The sequence below is a fragment of the Gammaproteobacteria bacterium genome, assembly GCA_015709695.1.
Taxonomy (GTDB): Bacteria; Pseudomonadota; Gammaproteobacteria; order Steroidobacterales.
On record CP054183.1, the window covers coordinates 2597573 to 2617143 of the forward strand.

Annotated in this window: 17 protein-coding genes; 13 read left to right on the plus strand and 4 right to left on the minus strand. The window is 69.9% G+C overall.

Going from position 1 to position 19571, the window contains the following annotated elements; all coding sequences use genetic code 11:
* Positions 1-4: 4 nt before the first annotated feature.
* The gene (locus tag HRU81_12020; protein QOJ32778.1) at positions 5-745 is read right to left on the minus strand and encodes a serine/threonine-protein phosphatase; all 741 of its coding nucleotides are present in this window, start codon (positions 743-745) and stop codon (positions 5-7) included.
* Between the two features lie 183 nt (positions 746-928).
* Here HRU81_12020 and HRU81_12025 point away from each other — a divergent pair, with 183 nt between their 5' ends.
* Positions 929-1798 carry a YicC family protein gene (locus tag HRU81_12025; protein QOJ32779.1) on the plus strand — a complete coding sequence of 290 codons (870 nt, stop codon included), beginning with the start codon at positions 929-931 and terminating at the stop codon, positions 1796-1798.
* Positions 1799-1827: 29 nt separating this feature from the next.
* A complete protein-coding gene (locus tag HRU81_12030; protein QOJ32780.1) occupies positions 1828-2868 on the plus strand; it encodes an MBL fold metallo-hydrolase in 1041 nt (346 codons plus the stop codon).
* Between the two features lie 36 nt (positions 2869-2904).
* Here HRU81_12030 and HRU81_12035 read toward each other — a convergent pair whose 3' ends face one another.
* Positions 2905-5262 (minus strand): arylsulfatase, encoded by a 2358-nt coding sequence (locus tag HRU81_12035; GenBank protein ID QOJ32781.1) that lies wholly within the window; start codon positions 5260-5262, stop codon positions 2905-2907.
* Between the two features lie 112 nt (positions 5263-5374).
* Here HRU81_12035 and HRU81_12040 point away from each other — a divergent pair, with 112 nt between their 5' ends.
* Complete coding sequence (locus tag HRU81_12040) at positions 5375-7564, plus strand: tetratricopeptide repeat protein (GenBank protein ID QOJ32782.1); 2190 nt, start codon at positions 5375-5377, stop codon at positions 7562-7564.
* Between the two features lie 18 nt (positions 7565-7582).
* On the opposite strand, the gene HRU81_12045 is transcribed toward HRU81_12040, so the two are convergent.
* Positions 7583-8341 carry a hypothetical protein gene (locus HRU81_12045; GenBank protein ID QOJ32783.1) on the minus strand — a complete coding sequence of 253 codons (759 nt, stop codon included), beginning with the start codon at positions 8339-8341 and terminating at the stop codon, positions 7583-7585.
* A gap of 98 nt (positions 8342-8439) precedes the next feature.
* Here HRU81_12045 and gmk point away from each other — a divergent pair, with 98 nt between their 5' ends.
* From gmk to ubiA, 6 genes are all read left to right on the plus strand, one after another.
* Positions 8440-9078 carry a guanylate kinase gene (gene gmk / locus HRU81_12050; GenBank protein QOJ33396.1) on the plus strand — a complete coding sequence of 213 codons (639 nt, stop codon included), beginning with the start codon at positions 8440-8442 and terminating at the stop codon, positions 9076-9078.
* A 342-nt stretch (positions 9079-9420) separates the two neighbouring features.
* Positions 9421-9714 (plus strand): DNA-directed RNA polymerase subunit omega, encoded by a 294-nt coding sequence (rpoZ, locus tag HRU81_12055; GenBank protein QOJ32784.1) that lies wholly within the window; start codon positions 9421-9423, stop codon positions 9712-9714.
* A gap of 106 nt (positions 9715-9820) precedes the next feature.
* Positions 9821-11968: a bifunctional (p)ppGpp synthetase/guanosine-3',5'-bis(diphosphate) 3'-pyrophosphohydrolase gene (locus HRU81_12060; protein QOJ33397.1), complete on the plus strand. Its 2148-nt coding sequence runs from the start codon at positions 9821-9823 to the stop codon at positions 11966-11968.
* A gap of 74 nt (positions 11969-12042) precedes the next feature.
* Positions 12043-12423, plus strand: a complete 381-nt coding sequence (locus tag HRU81_12065) for a RidA family protein (protein QOJ32785.1) — start codon at positions 12043-12045, stop codon at positions 12421-12423.
* 15 nt (positions 12424-12438) lie between these two features.
* The gene (gene recG / locus HRU81_12070) at positions 12439-14514 is read left to right on the plus strand and encodes an ATP-dependent DNA helicase RecG (protein ID QOJ33398.1); all 2076 of its coding nucleotides are present in this window, start codon (positions 12439-12441) and stop codon (positions 14512-14514) included.
* A 35-nt stretch (positions 14515-14549) separates the two neighbouring features.
* Entirely contained in the window at positions 14550-15407 is an 858-nt protein-coding gene (gene ubiA / locus HRU81_12075; GenBank protein QOJ32786.1) for a 4-hydroxybenzoate octaprenyltransferase, read from the plus strand.
* A 6-nt stretch (positions 15408-15413) separates the two neighbouring features.
* On the opposite strand, the gene HRU81_12080 is transcribed toward ubiA, so the two are convergent.
* Entirely contained in the window at positions 15414-16055 is a 642-nt protein-coding gene (locus tag HRU81_12080) for a ComF family protein (protein ID QOJ32787.1), read from the minus strand.
* Between the two features lie 112 nt (positions 16056-16167).
* Here HRU81_12080 and bioB point away from each other — a divergent pair, with 112 nt between their 5' ends.
* The 4 genes from bioB (at position 16168) to coxB (ending at position 19505) form a co-directional block, all read left to right on the plus strand.
* Positions 16168-17142, plus strand: a complete 975-nt coding sequence (bioB, locus tag HRU81_12085; protein ID QOJ32788.1) for a biotin synthase BioB — start codon at positions 16168-16170, stop codon at positions 17140-17142.
* 15 nt (positions 17143-17157) lie between these two features.
* Positions 17158-18018, plus strand: a complete 861-nt coding sequence (locus tag HRU81_12090; GenBank protein ID QOJ32789.1) for a methyltransferase domain-containing protein — start codon at positions 17158-17160, stop codon at positions 18016-18018.
* A 124-nt stretch (positions 18019-18142) separates the two neighbouring features.
* Positions 18143-18610, plus strand: a complete 468-nt coding sequence (locus tag HRU81_12095) for a DUF2244 domain-containing protein (protein QOJ32790.1) — start codon at positions 18143-18145, stop codon at positions 18608-18610.
* Between the two features lie 43 nt (positions 18611-18653).
* Positions 18654-19505, plus strand: a complete 852-nt coding sequence (coxB, locus tag HRU81_12100; protein QOJ32791.1) for a cytochrome c oxidase subunit II — start codon at positions 18654-18656, stop codon at positions 19503-19505.
* The last annotated feature ends 66 nt before the right edge of the window (positions 19506-19571 follow it).

The window sequence follows — 19571 nt, forward strand, 5'->3', positions numbered from 1 at the left end:
GCCTTCAGCCGAGCCAGCGCAGCGCGGCCACGGAGGTGTTGTCGCTGTGGGGACCATTGGCGCGGACCGCCTGGGTCGAGAGCCGGCGCAGGCCCTGCTCGACCGTCTCGCTGCCCGCCGCGCAGGTGGCGACGTCACTGTCCTCGAGGCCGGACCAGAAGCCATCCGTGCACACCAGCAGCAGGTCGCCGGGCTGCAGGCGGCGCGCCGAACCGATACTCATGCCGGGCAGGGCCAGGTTGCCGCCCAGGCAGCATTCGACGTAGTTGCGCATCGGGTGGTCGCTGATCTCCTCTTCCGTGATCAGCCCCTCCTGCAGCAGCAACTCGACATGGCTGTGGTCGCGGGTACGCCCGGAAACCTGGCGCTGCCGGATCTGGTAGACGCGGCTGTCGCCCACATGGCCGAACCAGGCCAGGCCGTCCTGCACCAGGCAGAGCGCGCAGGTGGCGCGTGGCCGGGCCTCCATGCGCTGTCCGGCACCCAGCTGCACCAGGTTGGCGTGGGCCTTGCCGAGTGTCAGGTGCAGGAATCCCTGGGGATCGAACAGCGGCTGGGAAGCGCGCCGGAACGCCTCGATGATGGTCTCGGCGGCGACGGCGGCGGCCTTCGCGCCGTCCGCATGCCCACCCATGCCGTCGATGGCGATCAGCAGCGCGGCGGCGGGCGACCGGGCAATGGCCACACGATCCTGATTTTCTTCCCGATCACCGATCAGGCTCAGCTCTGCACACTCGACCTGCAAGACCAGCCGCTCCCAAGATGCCGGTGCCGAATCCGCTTGACCGGCCGGCACAATTCCGCCAGCTTGGCGGCCGGTAGCAGTGTAAGCCGCGGCCGGCGGCCGCGCATCTGCCAATTTCAGGATTGCGACACAGGCACCCCCCGCCAACCGGCCGGCCGCGGTGGTTTCGAAGGACGTTCACCCATGATCCACAGCATGACCGGCTTCGCGCGCAGCGAGACCGACTCGCCGTTGGGCCTCATGCTGTGGGAGCTGCGGTCGGTCAACCACCGCTTCCTCGAAGCGCAGCTGAAGCTGCCGGAGGGCTTCCGCGCCATCGAGGCCGACGCCCGCCAGGCCATCGCCCGCGGCCTGCGCAGGGGCAAGGTCGACGCCACCCTCGCGGTGCGCAGCGCCACGGACGGCAGGACACCCGCACGCCTGAACCTGGCGCTGGCACGCGAGATCATCGGCCACGCCGCCACCCTCGGCGGCGCCATCGGCAACCCCGCAGCCCTCGACCCGGTGGACATCCTGCGCTGGCCGGGCGTCCTCGAGGAACCGCAGCCTGAAGTGGAGAGCGCCTTGCCGCTGGCTCTCGCGGGGCTGGAACGCGCCGTCGCCGAACTCGCCGCCAGCCGCGCCCGCGAAGGCCTGCGGATCCACGAGCTGCTCGAGGGACGCTGCGCGGAGATCCTGATACGCGTCGCCGCCGTTCGCGCACGCCTGCCGCTGGTGCTGCAGGCCATCCGCGAGAAACTCGCCGAGCGCGTGCGCAGCCTCGCCACCGGCATCGACCCGGAGCGCCTCGAGCAGGAGCTGGTGCTCATCGCCCAGAAGCTCGACGTCAGCGAGGAACTCGACCGGCTCGAAGGGCATGTGGCCGAGTTCCGCGCCACCATGAAGAAGCCCGGCGAGCCCGCCGGCCGGCGTCTCGACTTCCTGCTCCAGGAATTCAACCGCGAGGCCAACACCCTGGCGTCCAAGTCCGCGGACGCCGAGACCACGCGCCACGCGGTCGATCTCAAGGTGCTGATCGAGCAGATGAGGGAGCAGGTGCAGAACATCGAGTAGCCGCCAGCCCCCGCCCCGTACCCAACCGCATGGAGAACCTCATTTCCCAGCCGACGCCAGACGGCATCGCCTTCCCCTTCAGCGAACTGCCCTCGCCGGGTGGGGCCATCGAGGTCGCGCGCGGGGTCTTCTGGCTGCGGATGCCGCTGCCCTTTGCGCTGGATCACATCAACCTGTGGCTGATCGCCGATGGCGAGGGCTGGTGCGTGGTCGACACCGGGCTGAATTTCGCGCCAGCCCGGGAGCGCTGGACGGCGGCCAGGCAGGGCATCCTGCAGGGGCGACCCATCCAGCGCGTCATCGTCACGCACTATCACCCGGATCACGTCGGCCTTGCCTGCTGGCTGGCCGGCCAGGCCGACTGCCGGATATGGATGAACGCGCGGGAGCATCAGGCGGCTGTCCAGGTCTTCAATGAAGATCCCGGTGTGCGCCTGGACTTCTTCCGCCGGCACGGCCTCGACGATCAGCAGCTCGACGCGCTCGGCGACTGGGGTTCGGCCTACCGCCGCAACGTCTCGGGGCTGCCGGAAGCCCCTGTTGAACTCCGCGATGGCCAGCTGCTGCGGATCGGCGACCACGACTGGCGGGTCATCATCGGCCGGGGGCACTCACCCGAACACGCCACCCTGCACTGCCCGGACCTCGGCGTGCTCCTGGCGGGCGACCAGATCCTGCCGAAGATCACCCCGCATGTCGGCGTCTGGCACTTCGACCCCGAGGCCGATCCGGTGCGCCTGTTCCTGGCTTCACTGGCGAACTTCCGCGCCCTGCCGGCACAGACGCTGGTGCTCCCCGCCCACGGCATTCCCTTCACGGGCCTGAGCGCGCGGCTGGATTACCTGGCGCAGCATCACGTGCAGCGGCTGCATGACGTGCTGGAGGCCTGCAGCGGGCCGCACAGTGCCGCCGAACTCATGCCGACACTGTTCCGCCGCCAGCTGGATACCCAGCAGATCCCCTTCGCGATGGGCGAAACCATCGCGCATCTCAATCACCTGCACCAGCAGGGAAACCTGGTGCGCGGCACCGACGCCAACGGCGTGTTCCGCTTCGAGCGCCGCCACTGACCACCCCGGTCGCGCGCCTCGCGGGGCACGGTGCGGCTATTGCAGGTACTTGATCTGCAGCGCGCCGATCTGTCCGTTGAACCTGAACGGCTTGCGGTCGTAGTACGCCTCCGACACCGGCGAATAGCTGTCCATGCCGACGTCGAAGGCGTCATTGGCCGTGAAGGCCAGCACGGCCGTCCGCGGGACGCTGCCGCGGGCAACCTGCTGCCCGTTGAGGCGAATGACGACATCAGCCGCGCCGCGTGGCGCGGCGATGGTGGTCTGCACCTCGATCTTCGCCTTGCCGGCCGGCAGCGCGGCGGTTTCCAGGCGCGTGCGCTCGATCTCGAACAGGTTGTACTCGTAGTGCAGCTTGCCCTGGTCGACCCAGAGCGCGACGCCGCCGGAGAAGGCACCGAGCGCATAGAGCACGCCCGAGGAATCAGCCTCGAGCTCGGTCTCCACCGTCACGAGATTGCTGCGCGAACCGACTTTCGGCCCCGCGAACTCGGGAACACCCGTCACATCCTGCGTGTAGTGGAACTCGGTTGCCGGATTGTGCGGCGCCGACTGCGGACTCCAGATGATCGACCAGAGGCCGCCACCCACCGGATACACCAGGTTGGCCTTCGCCTCCCGGTCGAAGAGCTGCCTGAGTTCGGCCAGCTTCTGCGGCTTCGACGCGGCGAGGTCTCTGGCCTGCGCGAAGTCGCTGCCGAGGTCGTAGAGGTTCCAGGTGTCCTTGTCCGGCGACCAGTCCTTGATACCCGGCGGCAGCCCGGGCACCCACGGGATGCGCGGACCCCAGGCCGCGGCGAACCAGCCGTCGGGGGAATAGATGCCGCGATCGCCCATGACCTCGAAATACTGGGCCTGCTTGCGGCCGGTGGCACTGGCATCGGCGAAGGTGTACCGCATGCTGATGCCGTCGAGCGGCTGTTGCGTCACGCCGTCCACCTCCGTCGGCGCCTGGATACCCAGCACGTCGTAGACGGTCGGCACGATGTCGTTGACGTGATGGAACTGGCTGCGGATCGCCTTGTCGGCCTTGATGGTTTTTGGCCACGAGACGGCCATCGGCGTGCGCGTGCCGCCGAAGTGGCCGGCATTGAGCTTGGTTCCCTGGAACGGCGTGGACCCGGCCCAGGCCCAGCCTGCGTGATACATGTTGTCCGTCTTCGGGCTGCCGAGCGCGTCGAGGCCGCCGAGCCCCTGAAGGGCCTTGATGTGGTCCGCGATCTTCGTCGGGATGCCGTTCTGCGCCAGCAGTTCGCTGATCGAGCCGTTCTGGCCCTCGGAGCTGGAGCCGTTGTCGCCCCATACATAGAAAATCAGCGTGTTGTCGCGAAGCCCCAGCCGCTCGATCTCGTCGACCAGCCGCCCGGCCTGGGTGTCGGCATGCTCGGTGTAGCCCGCGAACACCTCCATCAGCCGGCTCTGGAACGGCTTCTCGCTGTCGGGAATGTCCGCCCAGGCAGCCATGGTGGCCGCGCGCGGCGTGAGCTTGGCGTTGGCCGGAATCCAGCCGAGCTTCTTCTGTCGCGCGAAAATCTCCTCGCGGAGCTTGTCCCATCCCTGGTCGAACCGGCCCCGGTACTTGTCGGCCCACTCCTTGAAAATATGGTGCGGGCCGTGGGACGCGCCGGGCGCCCAGTACATGAAGAACGGCTGCTGTGGCGCCAGGGCATTCTGGCGCCGGAGCCAGGCGATGGCGTCGCCCGCCATGTCTTCGGTGAAGTGATAGCCTTCCTTCTCCGGTGTCTCGATACGGGTCGTGTTCCGGACGATCGCCGGCTCCCACTGGGATGACTCACCCGCCAGGAAGCCGTAGAAATAATCGAACCCGACCAGCCGGCCGGTGGGCCAGCGATCGTAGGGCCCCTGGGCGGTCGTCTGCTCCGCCGGCGTGTTGTGCCACTTGCCGAAAGCCGCGGTGTTGTAACCGTAGTAGCCGAGGACCTTGGCCATCGAAGCGGTGGTAGCGGGAATCTCGCCCGTATAGCCCTCCCAGTTGTTGGCCAGCTCGGCGATCTGCCCGAAGCCGACACGATGGGTGTTGCGGCCCGTCAGCAGCGACGCCCGGGTCGGCGAACACATGGCCGCATTGTGGAAGCGGTTATAGGTGATGCCGCTCTGGGCGATGCGCGACAGCGTCGGCGTATGGATCGGCCCGCCAAATGTATCGGGCAGCGCCGGCCCGACGTCATCGAGCATGATGATGACGATGTTCGGCGCGCCTGCCGGCAGGTGCGACACCGGCTTCGACGGCACGTAGCGGGACTCCGCGATGGTCGGGCCGGCCGTGCTCGGCGACGGCGGGTCAGCAAATGGCAGGTTCTGCTGCGCCAGCCCGGGAATCGGCAACAAGGCCATGATCCACAGGCAGGCTGCATTGCGGACTTTGTGCGTCATGACTCCCCCCTGATTTACCCTCGTGCAGGACAGCACCGGGTCTTCCGTAGGCTACCATCGTGCTGCAATGTCGGGAGCCAGCCTATCACAGCCACGCCATGCCCGGAGTCGGGTGACCCGGCTTCTGTATGCTGCCTTCCTGCTCGCCGGCGTCGCGGGCACGGCCTGGTGGCTGCTTGCGCGGCAGCCACCGGCGCTGCCTCCCCCGTCCTTCGTCGGCTCGGCCTCCTGCGCCGGCTGCCATGCCAGCGAACATGCCGCATGGACGGGATCCCAGCACGCGCTGGCGATGCAGGTTGCGGGTGACACCTCGGTGGCAGGCCGATTCGCTGGCGAAACCGTGGCATTCGATGGCGAGCAAACGCGTTTTTTCCGGCGCGACAACCGCTTTTTCGTCCACACCGACGGGCCCGATGGAGTCACTGCGGACTTCGAGATCCGGTACAGCTTCGGCGTGCGTCCACTGCAGCAGTACCTCGTGCCGCTGCCCGGCGGCCGGCTACAGGCGCTCGGCCTCGCCTGGGATACGCGGCCCGCGGACGCGGGAGGGCAGCGCTGGTTCGACCTCTACCCGGGGCAGGACCTGAAACCCGGCAATCCCCTGCACTGGACCGGCATCGACCAGACCTGGAACTACCAGTGCGCGGATTGCCATTCCACCAACCTGCGAAAGAACTTCGACCCGGCCACTCGCAGCTACGCCACCCGCTGGTCCGAAATCAGCGTCGGCTGCGAAGCCTGCCATGGGCCGGCATCCAGGCACCTCGCCTGGGCGAGGAAGGCCGACGGCTGGCGGGCAATGGACGCGGACCATGGGCTCGTCGTGGCGCTCGACGAACGCCACGGCATCGCCTGGAAGGCTGGTAGTGCCATCACGGCGACACGCACGGTTCCGCGCACCAGCGAGCGCGAGATCACCACCTGCGCCCGCTGCCACGCGCGGCGCGGGCAGTTCTCCGACGCGGTGCACGCCGGCGACAACTGGCTCGACGCCTTCCAGCCCGCACTCATCGAGCCCGGCCTCTACCATGCCGATGGCCAGCAGCGCGACGAGGTCTACACCTGGGGCTCCTTCATGCAGAGCCGCATGCAGGCCGCCGGCGTGACCTGCGCGGATTGCCATGACCCGCATTCCCAGCGGCTGCGCGCCCCGGGCAATGCCGTCTGCGCGCAATGCCATGCGCCCGCGAGCTTCGACACCACCGCGCATCACCATCACCAGGCCGGCACCCCGGGCGCCGCGTGCACCGCCTGCCACATGCCGGCGACGACCTACATGGTGGTGGACCCGCGCCATGACCATTCGCTGCGCATCCCGCGACCGGACCTGAGCGTGACGCTCGACACGCCGAACGCCTGCGGCACCTGCCACGCGGAGCGCGGCGCGCAGTGGGCGGCCGGGGCGATCAGGGCCTGGTACCCGCAGGGCAAGCCGGACTTCCAGGGCTTTGCCACGACATTCGCCGCCGCCTGGCGTGGCGACCCCGCGGCGGCAGCCGGGCTGGCCAGGCTCACCACCGATGCGGCCCAACCGGCGATCGTGCGCGCCAGCGCCATTGCCCACGGAACGCATCTCGCTGGCACCGACATGCAGGCGGCGACGCTCGCAGCACTGGCCGACACCGATGCGCTGGCGCGGGCAACGGCGGCCGAAGCGCTGCGCTCCGCGGATGCGGGGCTGCGTGCCGAGAGCCTGCCGGCACTACTGACAGACCGCGTGCGGCTGGTGCGCATGGCGGCCGCCCGCTCGCTCGCCGGGGAAGCGGAGTCGCGGCTCGTCGGTGACGAAGTGCCACGGTTCACCGCGGCGCTGGCCGAGTGGGTCGCGGCCCGCCGCTTCAACGCCGACCGGCCGGAGGCGCAGGTCGAACTCGGCGCGCTGTCCATGGAACGTGGCGACCCGGCCTCCGCGATGGCTTCGTTCCGCGCAGCGCTGTCACTGGACCCCGGCTTCGTGCAGGCGGCCGTGAACCTCGCCGATGCACAGCGGGCCACCGGCGACGAAGCCGCCGCCGAACAGACCTTGCGCAAAGCCCTCGCGCGTGACCCGGATGTGGCGGTTGCCCACCATGCGCTCGGCCTGTCGCTGGTCCGCCAGGGACGCACCCGCGAAGCCCTGATGGAACTGCGGCGGGCCCATGAACTCGACCCGGCCGATGCGCGCCTGGCCTACGTCTACGCGGTTGCCCGCCACGACACGGGAGATGTCGCCGGCGCCATCCTCACGCTGCGCGAAGCCCTGCGCACGCAGCCTCATGACCGCGACCTGGCCGCGGCGCTGGCTGCCTACGAGCGCGAGTGAGGACGGCGGTCCCCGGCCTCAGAAGCGCCAGGCGAATCCCAGGGCGGGACCGCCTTCGGCCACATCCCAGCGGAAGCGGCCGGCGCCACTGCCATCGTCGTAGTCGACATCGAGGTGGCGGTAGCCGATCAGCAGGTTGGCGTGTTCGCTCATGGCCCAGGAAGCAAACGCCGTGGCATGCCAGCTGAAGTCGCTGCCGATGCCGAAGCCGCCGATGTCACCGCGCGCCACCAGCGTCCAGTCCCGGCCGAGCGGCCACTCGTAGCGCAGACCGACGACCGGATCGAGCCAGCTCTCGCTCTCGCTCGCGGCGAGCGTCTGGCCCAGAGGCCCGCCGCCATAGATGTGCAGGTCCGCATCGAGATCCCAGTACCGCAGGCCGCCGTAGACGTCCAGGCGATCGGTCAGCGCGTAGGACAGGTCCAGCTCGGTGATGAGCTGGTCACCCTCGACCTTGGCGCGGGTGCGGCCTGCCGGCCCGAGCCCGTCCTTCTTCTGCTCGAGGTCCATGTAGATCAGATCGGCCACCACCGCCCAGCGGCCGCGCTTGCCGCGATACGACGCCATGGCACCGAATTCGAGATTGTCGAGGATGTCGTCGAAGCCGACATTCACGTCGGCGTCGAGATTGCCGATGGATGCCTTGCCATCGATCGACGCGCCGATCATGTAGACCGTCGCGGTGTGCTGCCAGGACTCCTCGGCAGCAGCCACGCCACCGCAGGCCATGGCGGCCGCCAGCGCAAGGGCGGCGGATCGTGCTCGTGAACGCAACATGTGGTCTCCAGTCAGGGACGCCGGGTGCGGCTTGCGGCGGCCAGTGTACGATGAGCGGCGACGCAACACACCGGCAACAGGCCGCCCCCTCTCCCGCCATGACCCCGTCGCCAGGCCAGCTCTTCGTCCTCAGCGCACCTTCGGGCGCCGGCAAGACCACGCTCACCCGCGGCCTGCTGGCGGCCGACCCGGGCCTGCGCTTCTCGGTGTCCTTCACCACACGCAAGCCGCGGGGCGCCGAGAGGGACGGGCAGGATTACTTCTTTGTCGACCATGCGCGCTTCGAGGCCATGATCGCCGCCGGCGAGTTGCTGGAGTACGCCAGCGTCTTCGGCAACTACTACGGGACCGGCCGGGCGCAGATCGAGGCGCACACCGCTGCCGGGCGCAACGTGCTGCTCGACATCGACTGGCAGGGCGCCCGCCAGGTGCGCCAGCGCATGCCGCAGAGCGTGCTGATCTTCATCATGCCGCCGTCGCTCGCCGAGCTGGAGCGTCGCCTGCGGGGCCGGGCCACCGACAGCGATGCCGTCATCGCGCGGCGGCTGGCCGAGGCGCAGTCGGAGATGAGCCACTGGCCGGAGTTCGACTACGTGGTGATCAACGAGGATCGCGACCGGGCACTGGCCACGCTGCAGGCCATCCTCGCGGGCCGCGGTGCCGCCTCGCGGACGACGGAGCCGGCGGTGCAGCGGATGGCGGCCGCGGTCATTGGCCGGGGCATGAAGCCGGGCTGACGCTGGGCCGGCGCGGTGGCCGCCCTTGCGGCCGGTGGCCGACGCTTCGACCGGTGGCCGACGCTTCGACCGGTGGCCGACGCCGCGGCCGGTAGCCGACGCCGCGGCCGGTGGCCGCCCTTGCGGCGGGGGGCCTCCAAAGTCGCTCCCCGATACTCGCTTGGTTTGGAGGCCCCCCGCCTCCGGGCGGTTCGGCGGCGCCTGGTGTCTCCCGCCGCAAGGGCGGCCACTGGTCGCAGCGTCGGCTACCGGCCGCAAGGGCGGCCACTTCGGTCCAAGGTTGCGCCCCGCCCTCCACCCGGTTAGCCTTTGCACCCCAAAACGACCCCCGGACAGCGCACCATGGCCAGAATCACCGTCGAAGACTGCCTCGGCAACGTCGAAAACATCTTCGAACTCGTCATGGTCGCCGCCAAGCGTGCCCGGCGGCTCGCCAACGGCGCCCCGCCGCAGCTCGACTGGGAAAACGACAAGCCCACCGTGCTCGCCCTGCGCGAGATCGCCGAGGGCCTCGTCGGCCCCGAGATCCTCACCGAGGCCGATCCCACGCCCGCCGACCTGTTCGCCACCGAGCAGGCCAACGATCTGCTGGCCAACCAGCCGATCAACATGAACGACGATTCCGACCTCATCTGACCGCTGCGTCGCGCCGCTCCTTGAAATAAGCCCGGAAAGGGCCTGCCTGCCCCGCTAAAATCCATTCATGGATTACGGGGCCCTGCTGCTCGACAGGCTGCCGCTGATGGGCCGGCGCAACTTCGGGCTGCGCCAGCTCCTCGCGCGCCTGGAATACCTGCCACCCGACCAGCTCAAGCGGGTCGAAACGGCCTTCGAGTTCGCCGCCGCCGCCCATGCCGGCCAGAAGCGCCGCTCCGGCGAGCCCTACATCACCCACCCGGTGGCCGTCGCCAGCATCCTCGCGCAGCTGCGCCTCGACCACCAGACCATCGAGGCGGCGCTGCTGCACGACGTCATCGAGGACACGCCCGCCGCGAAGACCGACATCCAGAAGTGCTTCGGCCCCGAGGTGGCGGCGCTGGTGGACGGCGTAAGCAAGCTCGACCAGCTCTCCTTCACCAGCCGCGCGGAAGCGCAGGCCGAGAGCTTCCGCAAGATGATGCTGGCGATGGTGGAGGACATCCGCGTCATCCTCGTGAAGCTCGCGGACCGGCTGCACAACATGCAGACGCTGGAGGCCATGCCGCCGGAGAAGCAGGGCCGCATCGCCCGCGAGACGCTCGAGGTCTACGCCCCCATCGCCAACCGGCTCGGCATCAACAGCGTGAAGACCGAGCTCGAGGACCTCGGCTTCCGCCATGCCTACCCCTTCCGCTACCGGGTGCTGGACCGCGCGGTGCGCAAGGCCGAGGGCAACCAGCGCCAGTTCGTGAGGAAGATCGAGGACCGGCTGGAGAAGGCGCTGAAGGATGCCGGCATCCCCGGCAAGGTGCTGGGCCGCAAGAAACACCTGTACAGCATCTACCGCAAGATGCTGCGCAAGAAGCAGTCGCTCTCGGAAATCGCCGACGTCTTCGCCTTCCGGCTCATCATGCCCGACGTCGACAGCTGCTACCGCGGTCTGGGCATCGTGCACCAGCTCTACAAGCCGATGCCCGGGAAGTTCAAGGACTACATCGCCATCCCGCGGGTCAACGGCTACCAGTCGCTGCATACCGTGCTGCTCGGGCCCAACGGCATCCCCATCGAGGTGCAGATCCGCACCGAGCAGATGGACCGCATCGCCGAGAGCGGCATCGCCGCGCACTGGCAGTACAAGGAACCCGGCAACGAACCCGAGGCCCTGCCGCCGCAGGCCCGCGCCCGCGAATGGCTCGCCAGCATCAGCGAAATGCAGCAGGCGGCGGATTCCGAGGAATTCCTCGAACACGTCAAGGTGGACCTCTACCCCGACAAGGTCTACGTGTTCACGCCCAAGGGTGACATCCTGCGCCTGCCCCGCGGTGCCACCTGCGTGGACTTCGCCTACGCCGTGCACACCGGCGTCGGCGACCGATGCGTGGCCGCGAAGATCGACCGACGCCTGGTGCCGCTGCGTACCACGCTCAACAACGGCGAGACGGTGGAGATCATCACCGCGAAGACGGCGCGCCCCAATCCGGCCTGGGTGAACTTCGTGGTCTCCGCCAAGGCGCGGGCCGCCATCCGCCAGTTCCTCAGGAACCTGCAGCAGAGCGAGGCACGCGAGCTCGGCCGGCGCCTGCTCGACCAGTCGCTGCGCGACTTCCGCTCCGCGCTGCGCAAGGTCAGCCGCGAGCAGATGCAGAAGCTGCTCGACGAGCTCGGCCTCGCCAGCGCCAACGAACTGTTCGAGCAGATCGGCCTCGGCGAGCGCCTCGCGCCGGTGGTCGCCAAGGTGCTGCTGCAGGAGGGTGCCGAGACCGAGGCGCCGCCGGCGGGCGAGCCCACGGGTGCCGCGGGCAAGGCCTCGCCCATCACCATCGCCGGCACCGAGGGCCTGGTGGTGAGCTACGCGCGCTGCTGCCATCCGCTGCCCGGCGACGCGATCATGGGCTACCTCAGCGCCGGGCGCGGCGTGGTCATCCACCGCAACACCTGCGGCAACCTCAGCGAGTACCGCAAGCAGCCGCACAAGTGGATCCCGGTCACCTGGGAGACCGGCATCGAGCGCGAATTCTCCAGCGAGATCCGCGTGGAAGTCGACAACAAGCCCGGGGTGCTGGCCGAAGTCGCCTCGCGCATCGGCGACGCCGGTTCGAATATCGAGCAGGTCTCGGTGGACGACCGGCTCGAGGATACCGCGGCACTGGTGTTCTCCATCCTGGTGCGCGACCGCAAGCAGCTCGCCCAGGTCATCCGCAGCATCCGCCACATGGCGGCGGTGAAGAAGGTCACCCGCAGCTGCGCCTGACCCTAGTGCCCGGCGGCCGAATGACCGATCATGGGCGCCGTTTCCGGGTTCCGGCAGCCGCATCGAGGTTCTCCATGTCGAAGCAGGTCATCAGCACGGCGCAGGCGCCCGCCGCCATCGGCACCTATTCCCAGGCGATCCGCGCCGGCGGCATGGTCTACATCTCCGGCCAGATCCCGCTGGATCCGGCCACCGGCCAGCTGGTGGCCGGCGACATCCGCGAGCAGATCCACCAGGTGTTCCGCAACCTGGCGGCGGTGGCCGCGGCAGCCGGGCTCGGACTCGAGCAGGCCGTGAAGGTCACCGTGTACCTCACCGACCTCGGCCACTTCGCCGCGGTGAACGAGATCATGGCCGGGTACTTCCCGCAGCCCTTTCCCGCCCGTGCCGCCATTGGCGTATCGGCCCTGCCGAAGGGCGCGGCAGTGGAGGCCGACGCCATCCTCGCCGGCTGAACGGCCGCCGTGGCGATGCCGGCCGCGATTCCCCGGGAGCTGACCGACCTGCACGGCGTCGGCCCGGCGCTGGCGGAGAAGCTCGCACGGCTCGGCGTCAGGCAGCCGGCTGACCTGCTGTTCCTGCTGCCGCAGCGTTACGAAGACCGTACGCGGCTGACCCCCATCGGCGCCGTCGTGCCAGGCAGCCGGGTGGTGGTCGCCGGCGAGGTGGCGCTGGCGGAGATCGTGTTCCGCCGCCGGCGCAGCCTGCTCTGCCGCATCGGCGACGGCACCGGCATGATCACGCTGCGCTTCTTCTACTTCAGCAAGGCACAGCAGGAGCAGCTGGCCCGCGGTCGCCGCGTGCTCTGCTTCGGTGAAGCGCGCAGCGGGCCGGGCGGCCTGGAGATGGTGCACCCGGAGTACCAGTTCCTCGGCGCCGACGAGCAGCTCACCCTCGAACAGGCACTGACACCGGTCTATCCCTCGACCGAAGGCCTGCAGCAATTCCGCCTGCGTGCCCTGGCAACACAGGCGCTGGAGCGGTACCTGCCACTGCTGCCGGACTGGCTGGAAGGGCGACTGCCGGACGGCAATGCCATGCCCGGCCTGCACGAAGCACTGCATACGCTGCACCGCCCGCCGCCGGGGGTGGACCTGGCGCGGCTCGCGGCCGGCCGCCACCCGGCGCAGCGCCGGCTGGCGCTGGAGGAAATGCTGGCGCATCACCTCAGCCTGAGACGCCTGCGCGAGCGCGCCCGCCAGGACGCGGCCCTGCCGCTGCCGGCGCGCGATGGCCTGCGCGAGCGCTTCCTCGCCGGTCTCGGTTTCGAGCTCACCACAGGCCAGCGCGAGGCGCTCGCGGCGATCGATGCCGACCTCATGCAGCCGCAGCCGATGCTGCGCCTGGTGCAGGGCGATGTCGGCTGCGGCAAGACCGTGGTGGCGGCCGCGGCGGCGCTGCGCGCCGTCGAGAACGGCCACCAGGTCGCGGTCATGGCGCCCACGGAACTCCTGACCGAGCAGCACCGGCGCAGTTTCACGCGCTGGCTGGCACCGCTCGGCATCGAACCCGTCTGGCTGAGCGGCAGCCTCGGCCGTCGCGAGCGGCAGCACGCCCTCGAGGCCATCGGCAGCGGTCGCGGCCAGGTGGTGATCGGTACCCACGCCCTGTTCCAGGAGGGCGTGACCTACCGCAGCCTGGCGCTGATGATCGTCGATGAGCAGCATCGCTTCGGTGTCCACCAGCGCCTCGCGCTGATGCAGAAGGGCGCCGCCGGCAGCCAGCGCCCGCACCAGCTGGTGATGACTGCCACGCCGATCCCGCGCACCCTGGCCATGACGCTGTACGCGGACCTGGACAGCTCGGTGATCCGCGAGCTGCCGCCGGGCCGCCAGCCGGTGCAGACCATCGCGCTGCCCGACCGGCGCCGCGCCGAGGTGGTCGCCCGCGTGCGCGAGGCCGCCAGCGCCGGCCACCGCGCCTACTGGGTCTGCCCGCTGATCGAGGATTCCGCGGAACTCGACTACCAGGCTGCCGAATCCACCCATGAGATGCTGGCGGCAGCGCTGCCCGGACTGGCCGTGGGCCTGGTCCATGGCCGCATGAAGCCGGAGGACAAGGACGCCGTGATGCGCGAGTTCGCCGCCGGAACGCTGCAGGTGCTGGTGGCCACCACGGTCATCGAAGTCGGTGTGGACGTGCCGGAGGCCACGCTGATGATCATCGAGAATGCCGAGCGCATGGGCCTCGCCCAGCTGCACCAGCTGCGCGGCCGCGTCGGGCGTGGCGCCGCCGCCAGCCACTGCGTGCTGCTCTACCAGCCCCCGCTCCAGGGGATGGCGCGCGAGCGCCTGCAGGTGATGCGCGAAACCAACGATGGCTTCGTGGTGGCACAGAAAGACCTGGAACTGCGCGGACCCGGCGAAGTCCTCGGCACGAGGCAGACCGGCCTGACGCAGCTGCGCGTGGCCGACCTGCTGCGCGACGCCGACCTCGCACCCTGGGTGCAGCGCCTGGGCCAGGACGTGCTCGCCCGCAACCCGGAGCTGGCAGAACCCCTCATCCACCGCTGGATCGGCGAGGCCGATCGCTACGGAGCCGTATGAAACCAGCTGCAGGTCGGGGAGCGGGCACCGGATCCATGGCGTTGCGTGAGTATGCGCGGCTGATGCGCCTCGACCGCCCGGTGGGTATCTGGCTGCTGCTGTGGCCGACGCTCTGGGCCTTGTGGATCTCCGGCGATGGACGACCGCAGCCGATGGTCTTCAGCATCATGGTGCTCGGCGTGGTGGTCATGCGCTCGGCAGGCTGCGTCATCAACGACTGGGCCGACCGCGACCTCGACCCGCACGTCGAGCGCACCCGTGACCGCCCGCTGGCCGCCGGGCGCGTCACGCCCCAGGAGGCCCTGGGGCTGTTCGTCGCCCTGTCGCTGGTGGCGATCGCCCTGGCCCTCCAGCTCAACCGCCTCGCGCAGCTGCTGGCGGTGGCCGGCGGCCTGCTGACGGTGGCCTATCCCTTCATGAAGCGCATCGTCGCCGCGCCCCAGCTGGTGCTCGGCGCCGCCTTCGGCTGGAGCATCCCCATGACCTTCGCCGCGCAGACGGGCGCCGTGCCGCGACTCGCCTGGCTGCTGTGGCTGTCGGTGGTGGTCTGGGCCCTGATCTACGACACCATGTACGCCATGGCGGATCGTGCCGACGACCTGAAGGTGGGGGTGAAGTCCACCGCCATCCTCTTCGGCAGTGCCGATGTGTTCATCGTGAGCCTGCTGATGATCGTGCTGGTGCTGGCGCTGGCGCTGGCCGGGCAGCTGGCGGCGATGGGGCCCTGGTATTTCGGCTCACTGCTGGTGGCCTCGGCCCTGATGCTGCACGAGCGCCGCCTGATCGCCGACCGCGATCCGGCCCGCTGCTTCCTTGCCTTCCTGCACAGCCACTGGGTCGGTGCGGCGGTGTTCGCCGGCATCGTCCTGGATTTCACCTTCCGGCCGGCCTGACGCCGGTCACAGCGTCCGCGCCGCGGCCCACACCTCGACCCCGGCCGCACCCGCAACCCGCAGGGCGCGCACCAGGGCCGCGACCGTGCTGCCCGTGGTGACCACGTCATCCACCACGGCGACCCGCAGCCCGCTGCAGTCGCCGGCCACGAAGGCATCGCGGACGTTGCGCCGGCGTGCGGGGCGACTCAGCCCCGTCTGCCCGGCCGTGGCGCGCTGCCGCCGGGCCAGCCGCGGCGCGAGCTCCAGGCCCAGCCGCTCCGCCACGGGCCGGGCCAGCTCCAGCGCCTGGTTGTAGCCGCGCTCGGCGAGCCGGCGTGGGTGCAGGGGCACCGGCAGCAGCACCTCGGGCCGGGCGGCCGAACCCGGGCAGGCGCTGCCGGCGCGGGCTTCCAGTGCTCCGGCCAGCAGTTCGCCCAGCGCGCGGGCATGGGACAGCTGGCGCTGGAACTTGGCGCCCAGGACCAGCCGGTCCACCGGATACTCATAAGAAAGAGGCGCGAACAGCGCCGAGGGAGCGACCGGGGCCGGCAGCCAGGGCAGGTCGGCCCCGCAAGCCGCACAGACCAGGCCAGCACCGCTCGGTGCGTTGCAGAGAACGCAGCGGCGCGGCACCAGCCAGGCGAGCCACTCGTCGACTTTGCTCATGGGCGCAGGTTGACAGCCGGGGAGGCGGTTTCGATACTGCCAGCCTCGTCATGGGAGGCCGGCGGCGCCAGCTCCCATCGGCCCCATTTCAACGAGATACAAGGTCCCGCCCGTGTCCGACTCGCCCGCCATCCGCAACGACTGGACCCTGGACGAGGTCTGGGCCCTGGCCAGCCTGCCCTTCAACGATCTGCTGTTCCGCGCCCACAGCGTCCATCGCCAGCATTTCGATCCGAACGCGGTGCAGATCAGCACCCTGGTCAGCGTGAAGACCGGCGGCTGCCCCGAGGACTGCGCCTACTGCCCGCAGAGCGTGCACTACGACACCGGCGTCGATGCCGGGCACATGATGGACAGCACGGAAGTCCTCGAGCGCGCGCGGGCCGCCCGGGCCGGCGGCGCCACCCGCTTCTGCATGGGCGCGGCCTGGCGCTCGCCCAGGCCGAAGCAGGTGGAGCAGTTTGCCGGGCTGATCCGCGAGGTCAGTGCACTGGGCCTGGAGACCTGCGCCACCCTCGGCATGCTCAGCGAGTCCCAGGCCCGCCAGCTGAAGGAGGCCGGGCTCGACTACTACAACCACAACCTGGACACCTCCGAGCGCCATTACCCGCAGGTCATCAGCACCCGCAGCTACCGGGACCGCCTGGAAACCCTGCAGCACGTGCGCACCGCGGGCCTCAAGGTCTGCTGCGGCGGCATCATCGGCCTGGGCGAGGCGCTGCGCGACCGGGTGGAACTGCTGCATACCCTGGCGACGCTCCCGGCACATCCGGACAGCGTGCCCATCAACCAGCTGGTGCAGGTCGAGGGCACGCCGCTCGCCGGCACCGCGGCGGTGGACCCGCTGGATTTCGTGCGGGTCATCGCACTGGCGCGCATCCTCATGCCGGCTTCCCATGTGCGCCTCTCGGCCGGGCGCACCGACATGAGCGACGAGATGCAGGCGCTCTGTTTCTTCGCCGGCGCCAATTCGCTCTTCTTCGGCGAGCGTCTGCTGACCACCCCGAACCCGGCTGCCGACCGCGACCGGTTGCTGCTGGATCGCCTGGGGCTGCGACCCGAGCCGCTGGCCGCCGGCAGCCACTAGGCCCGGCGGCGCGGCATGGGCGGGCAGGCGACCGGCCCCGACCGCAAGGCCGTCGCCCGGGCCTTCCGCAAGGTCGCGGCGGGTTATGCGGCCGCCGATTTCATGCATGCGGAGATCCGCGCCCGGCTGCTCGAGCGGCTGGACCTCGTCAGCCTGCAGCCTGCGACCATCCTCGACCTGGGCGCGGGCCCACCCGAAGCCACCGCGGCACTGGCCGCCCGCTACCCGCAGGCCCATCTGCTCGCAATCGACCTGGTACCGGCCATGCCCGGCGCCGCCGCGCAGCCCTGGGACCGGATCTGCGCGGATGCCGCGGCCCTGCCATTCGCCAGCCGGTCCGTCGACCTGGTGGTCGCCGGCATGCTGCTGCACTGGTGCGAGGATCCCGATGCGGTCCTGGCCGAGGTGCGCCGCGTGCTGCGGGTGCCCGGGCTGTTGCTGCTGACGACCCTCGGGCCGCAGACGCTGCGGGAGCTGCGCAGCGCCTGGGGTCGGGTGGACCAGCAGCCGCACACGCTGTCATTCACCGACATGCACAACCTGGGCGATGCGCTGATCCGCGCAGGCTTCGCCGAGCCGGTGGTGGACGCCGAGAACCTGACGGTGACCTACCGGGACACGGGACGCCTGGTGGCCGACCTGCGTGGCGTCGGCGCCAGCGACCTCGGGCCCCGCCGCCGGCGCAGCCTCACCGCTCCGGGCCGCTGGCGCGCCATGCTGCAGGCCCTCGAAGCCGGGCGCAGCCATGACGGCAACCTGCACACCACGCTGGAAGTCCTCTATGGCCAGGCGTGGACCGGCGATCGCGGCGCGACACGGGGAGAGCGGGGCGAGGTCGAGATTTCCCTGGAGCGATTGCGCCGGCGGCCACCCTGAGAACACGAAGCAGGCCTCGGAAAGCCTGAATTGCGCGCTTTCCGGGCATCCCTTACCATAGCCCGGACTGCCGGGCGGGGTTCCGGTTTCAGGGGGGCGCGACAAGAAGCCGGAAGGACCGTCAGTGCACCTGCTCGAGCTCAGTCCTAACTGCTCCCTCACGCCCCGCACCGCCACCCTCTTTTTTTGCTCGGCCTCGGCCCTGGCCCTGGCGACCGCCGGCGCGTGTACGGCAGCGGGCCTGTGGCCGGTGTTGCCGTTCGCCGGTCTCGAACTGCTCGGACTGGGCACGGCGCTGGTGCTGAGCCTGCGCCGCGGCCGTATCCGCGAGCGGATCAGCATCGACGAGCGTGACGTGGTGGTCGCCCGCAGCAACGGGCCCCACCAGGTCGAGGTCCGCTTCATCCGGGCCTGGACCCGCGTGCAGCTCAGGCCGGCGGCCCATGCCAGCTGGCCCAGCCGGCTGCTGCTGGGCTCCATGGGCCGGATGGTGGAGGTCGGCGCGTTCCTCACGGAGCCGGAACGCGAGAGCCTGCGGCAGCGGCTGGCGGAACTGATCCGCGCACCGCAAGCCGGCGGCGCCGGCGAATGAAGGTTTTGCAATGTCCTGGTTGACCAGTTTGTAGGAACACCCGATGTCGTCACCGCGATCCCTCAGCGCCCGAATCCTGGCCGCCGTCTGCGGCCTGCTGGCCCTGCCCGCCGCCCACGCCGCCTGGCAGCTCAACCTGCCACCCGGCGTCACCGAGATCAGCCGCCGCACCTATGACCTGCACATGCTGGTGCTGTGGGTCTGCGTGGTGATCGGCGCCGCGGTGTTCGCCGTCATGATTTACGCGATGTTCGCCTTCCGCAAATCCAGGGGCGCCAGGGCGGCCACCTGGGACCACAGCACCACGGCCGAGATCATCTGGACGGCACTGCCGGTGCTGGTGCTGGTGTTCCTGGCGGTGCCCGCGGCACGCGAGCTGGTGTTCATCGAGGACACGCGCGGCTCGGAGATGACCATCAAGATCACCGGCTTCCAGTGGAAGTGGAACTACGAGTACGTCGACCAGGACGTGAGCTTCTACAGCAGCCTCGCCCAGACCAGCAACGTCGCGCGCCAGCGCAATTCCGGCATCGACCCGTACTCGGTCGAGCACTACCTGCTGGAGGTCGACCGGCCGCTGGTGATTCCGGCCGGCGTGAAGATCCGCTACCTGCTCACTTCCAATGACGTCAACCATGCCTGGTGGATGCAGCCCTTCGGCGTGAAGCGCGACGCCATCCCGGGCTACATCAACGAGGGCTGGTTCAAGGTGGACGAGCCCGGCACCTACCGTGGCCAGTGCGCCGAGCTCTGCGGCAAGGACCATGGCTTCATGCCCATCGTGGTCGAGGTGCTGCCGAAGGAGAAGTTCGCGGCCTGGCTGGCGGAGCAGAAGGCCGGCACCCAGGTGGCCACCGCAGGGGCCGCCGCGGCAACCGCCGCCAGCGGCACCTGAGCCGGGCATCCGGGACCCGCCAGCCAACACCAGTCATCAAGTGCAGCCAGCGCGGCCCGCCGCGCC

Excerpts from the sequence above, each read along its gene's own strand:
- HRU81_12025 (QOJ32779.1), top strand. The coding sequence starts at position 929 with ATGATCCACAGCATGACCGGCTTCGCGCGCAGCGAGACCGACTCGCCG.
- HRU81_12030 (QOJ32780.1), top strand. The coding sequence starts at position 1,828 with ATGGAGAACCTCATTTCCCAGCCGACGCCAGACGGCATCGCCTTCCCC.
- HRU81_12035 (QOJ32781.1), bottom strand. The coding sequence starts at position 5,262 with ATGACGCACAAAGTCCGCAATGCAGCCTGCCTGTGGATCATGGCCTTG.
- HRU81_12045 (QOJ32783.1), bottom strand. The coding sequence starts at position 8,341 with ATGTTGCGTTCACGAGCACGATCCGCCGCCCTTGCGCTGGCGGCCGCC.
- gmk (QOJ33396.1), top strand. The coding sequence starts at position 8,440 with ATGACCCCGTCGCCAGGCCAGCTCTTCGTCCTCAGCGCACCTTCGGGC.
- rpoZ (QOJ32784.1), top strand. The coding sequence starts at position 9,421 with ATGGCCAGAATCACCGTCGAAGACTGCCTCGGCAACGTCGAAAACATC.
- HRU81_12060 (QOJ33397.1), top strand. The coding sequence starts at position 9,821 with ATGGGCCGGCGCAACTTCGGGCTGCGCCAGCTCCTCGCGCGCCTGGAA.
- HRU81_12065 (QOJ32785.1), top strand. The coding sequence starts at position 12,043 with ATGTCGAAGCAGGTCATCAGCACGGCGCAGGCGCCCGCCGCCATCGGC.
- recG (QOJ33398.1), top strand. The coding sequence starts at position 12,439 with ATGCCGGCCGCGATTCCCCGGGAGCTGACCGACCTGCACGGCGTCGGC.
- ubiA (QOJ32786.1), top strand. The coding sequence starts at position 14,550 with ATGGCGTTGCGTGAGTATGCGCGGCTGATGCGCCTCGACCGCCCGGTG.
- HRU81_12080 (QOJ32787.1), bottom strand. The coding sequence starts at position 16,055 with ATGAGCAAAGTCGACGAGTGGCTCGCCTGGCTGGTGCCGCGCCGCTGC.
- HRU81_12090 (QOJ32789.1), top strand. The coding sequence starts at position 17,158 with ATGGGCGGGCAGGCGACCGGCCCCGACCGCAAGGCCGTCGCCCGGGCC.
- coxB (QOJ32791.1), top strand. The coding sequence starts at position 18,654 with ATGTCGTCACCGCGATCCCTCAGCGCCCGAATCCTGGCCGCCGTCTGC.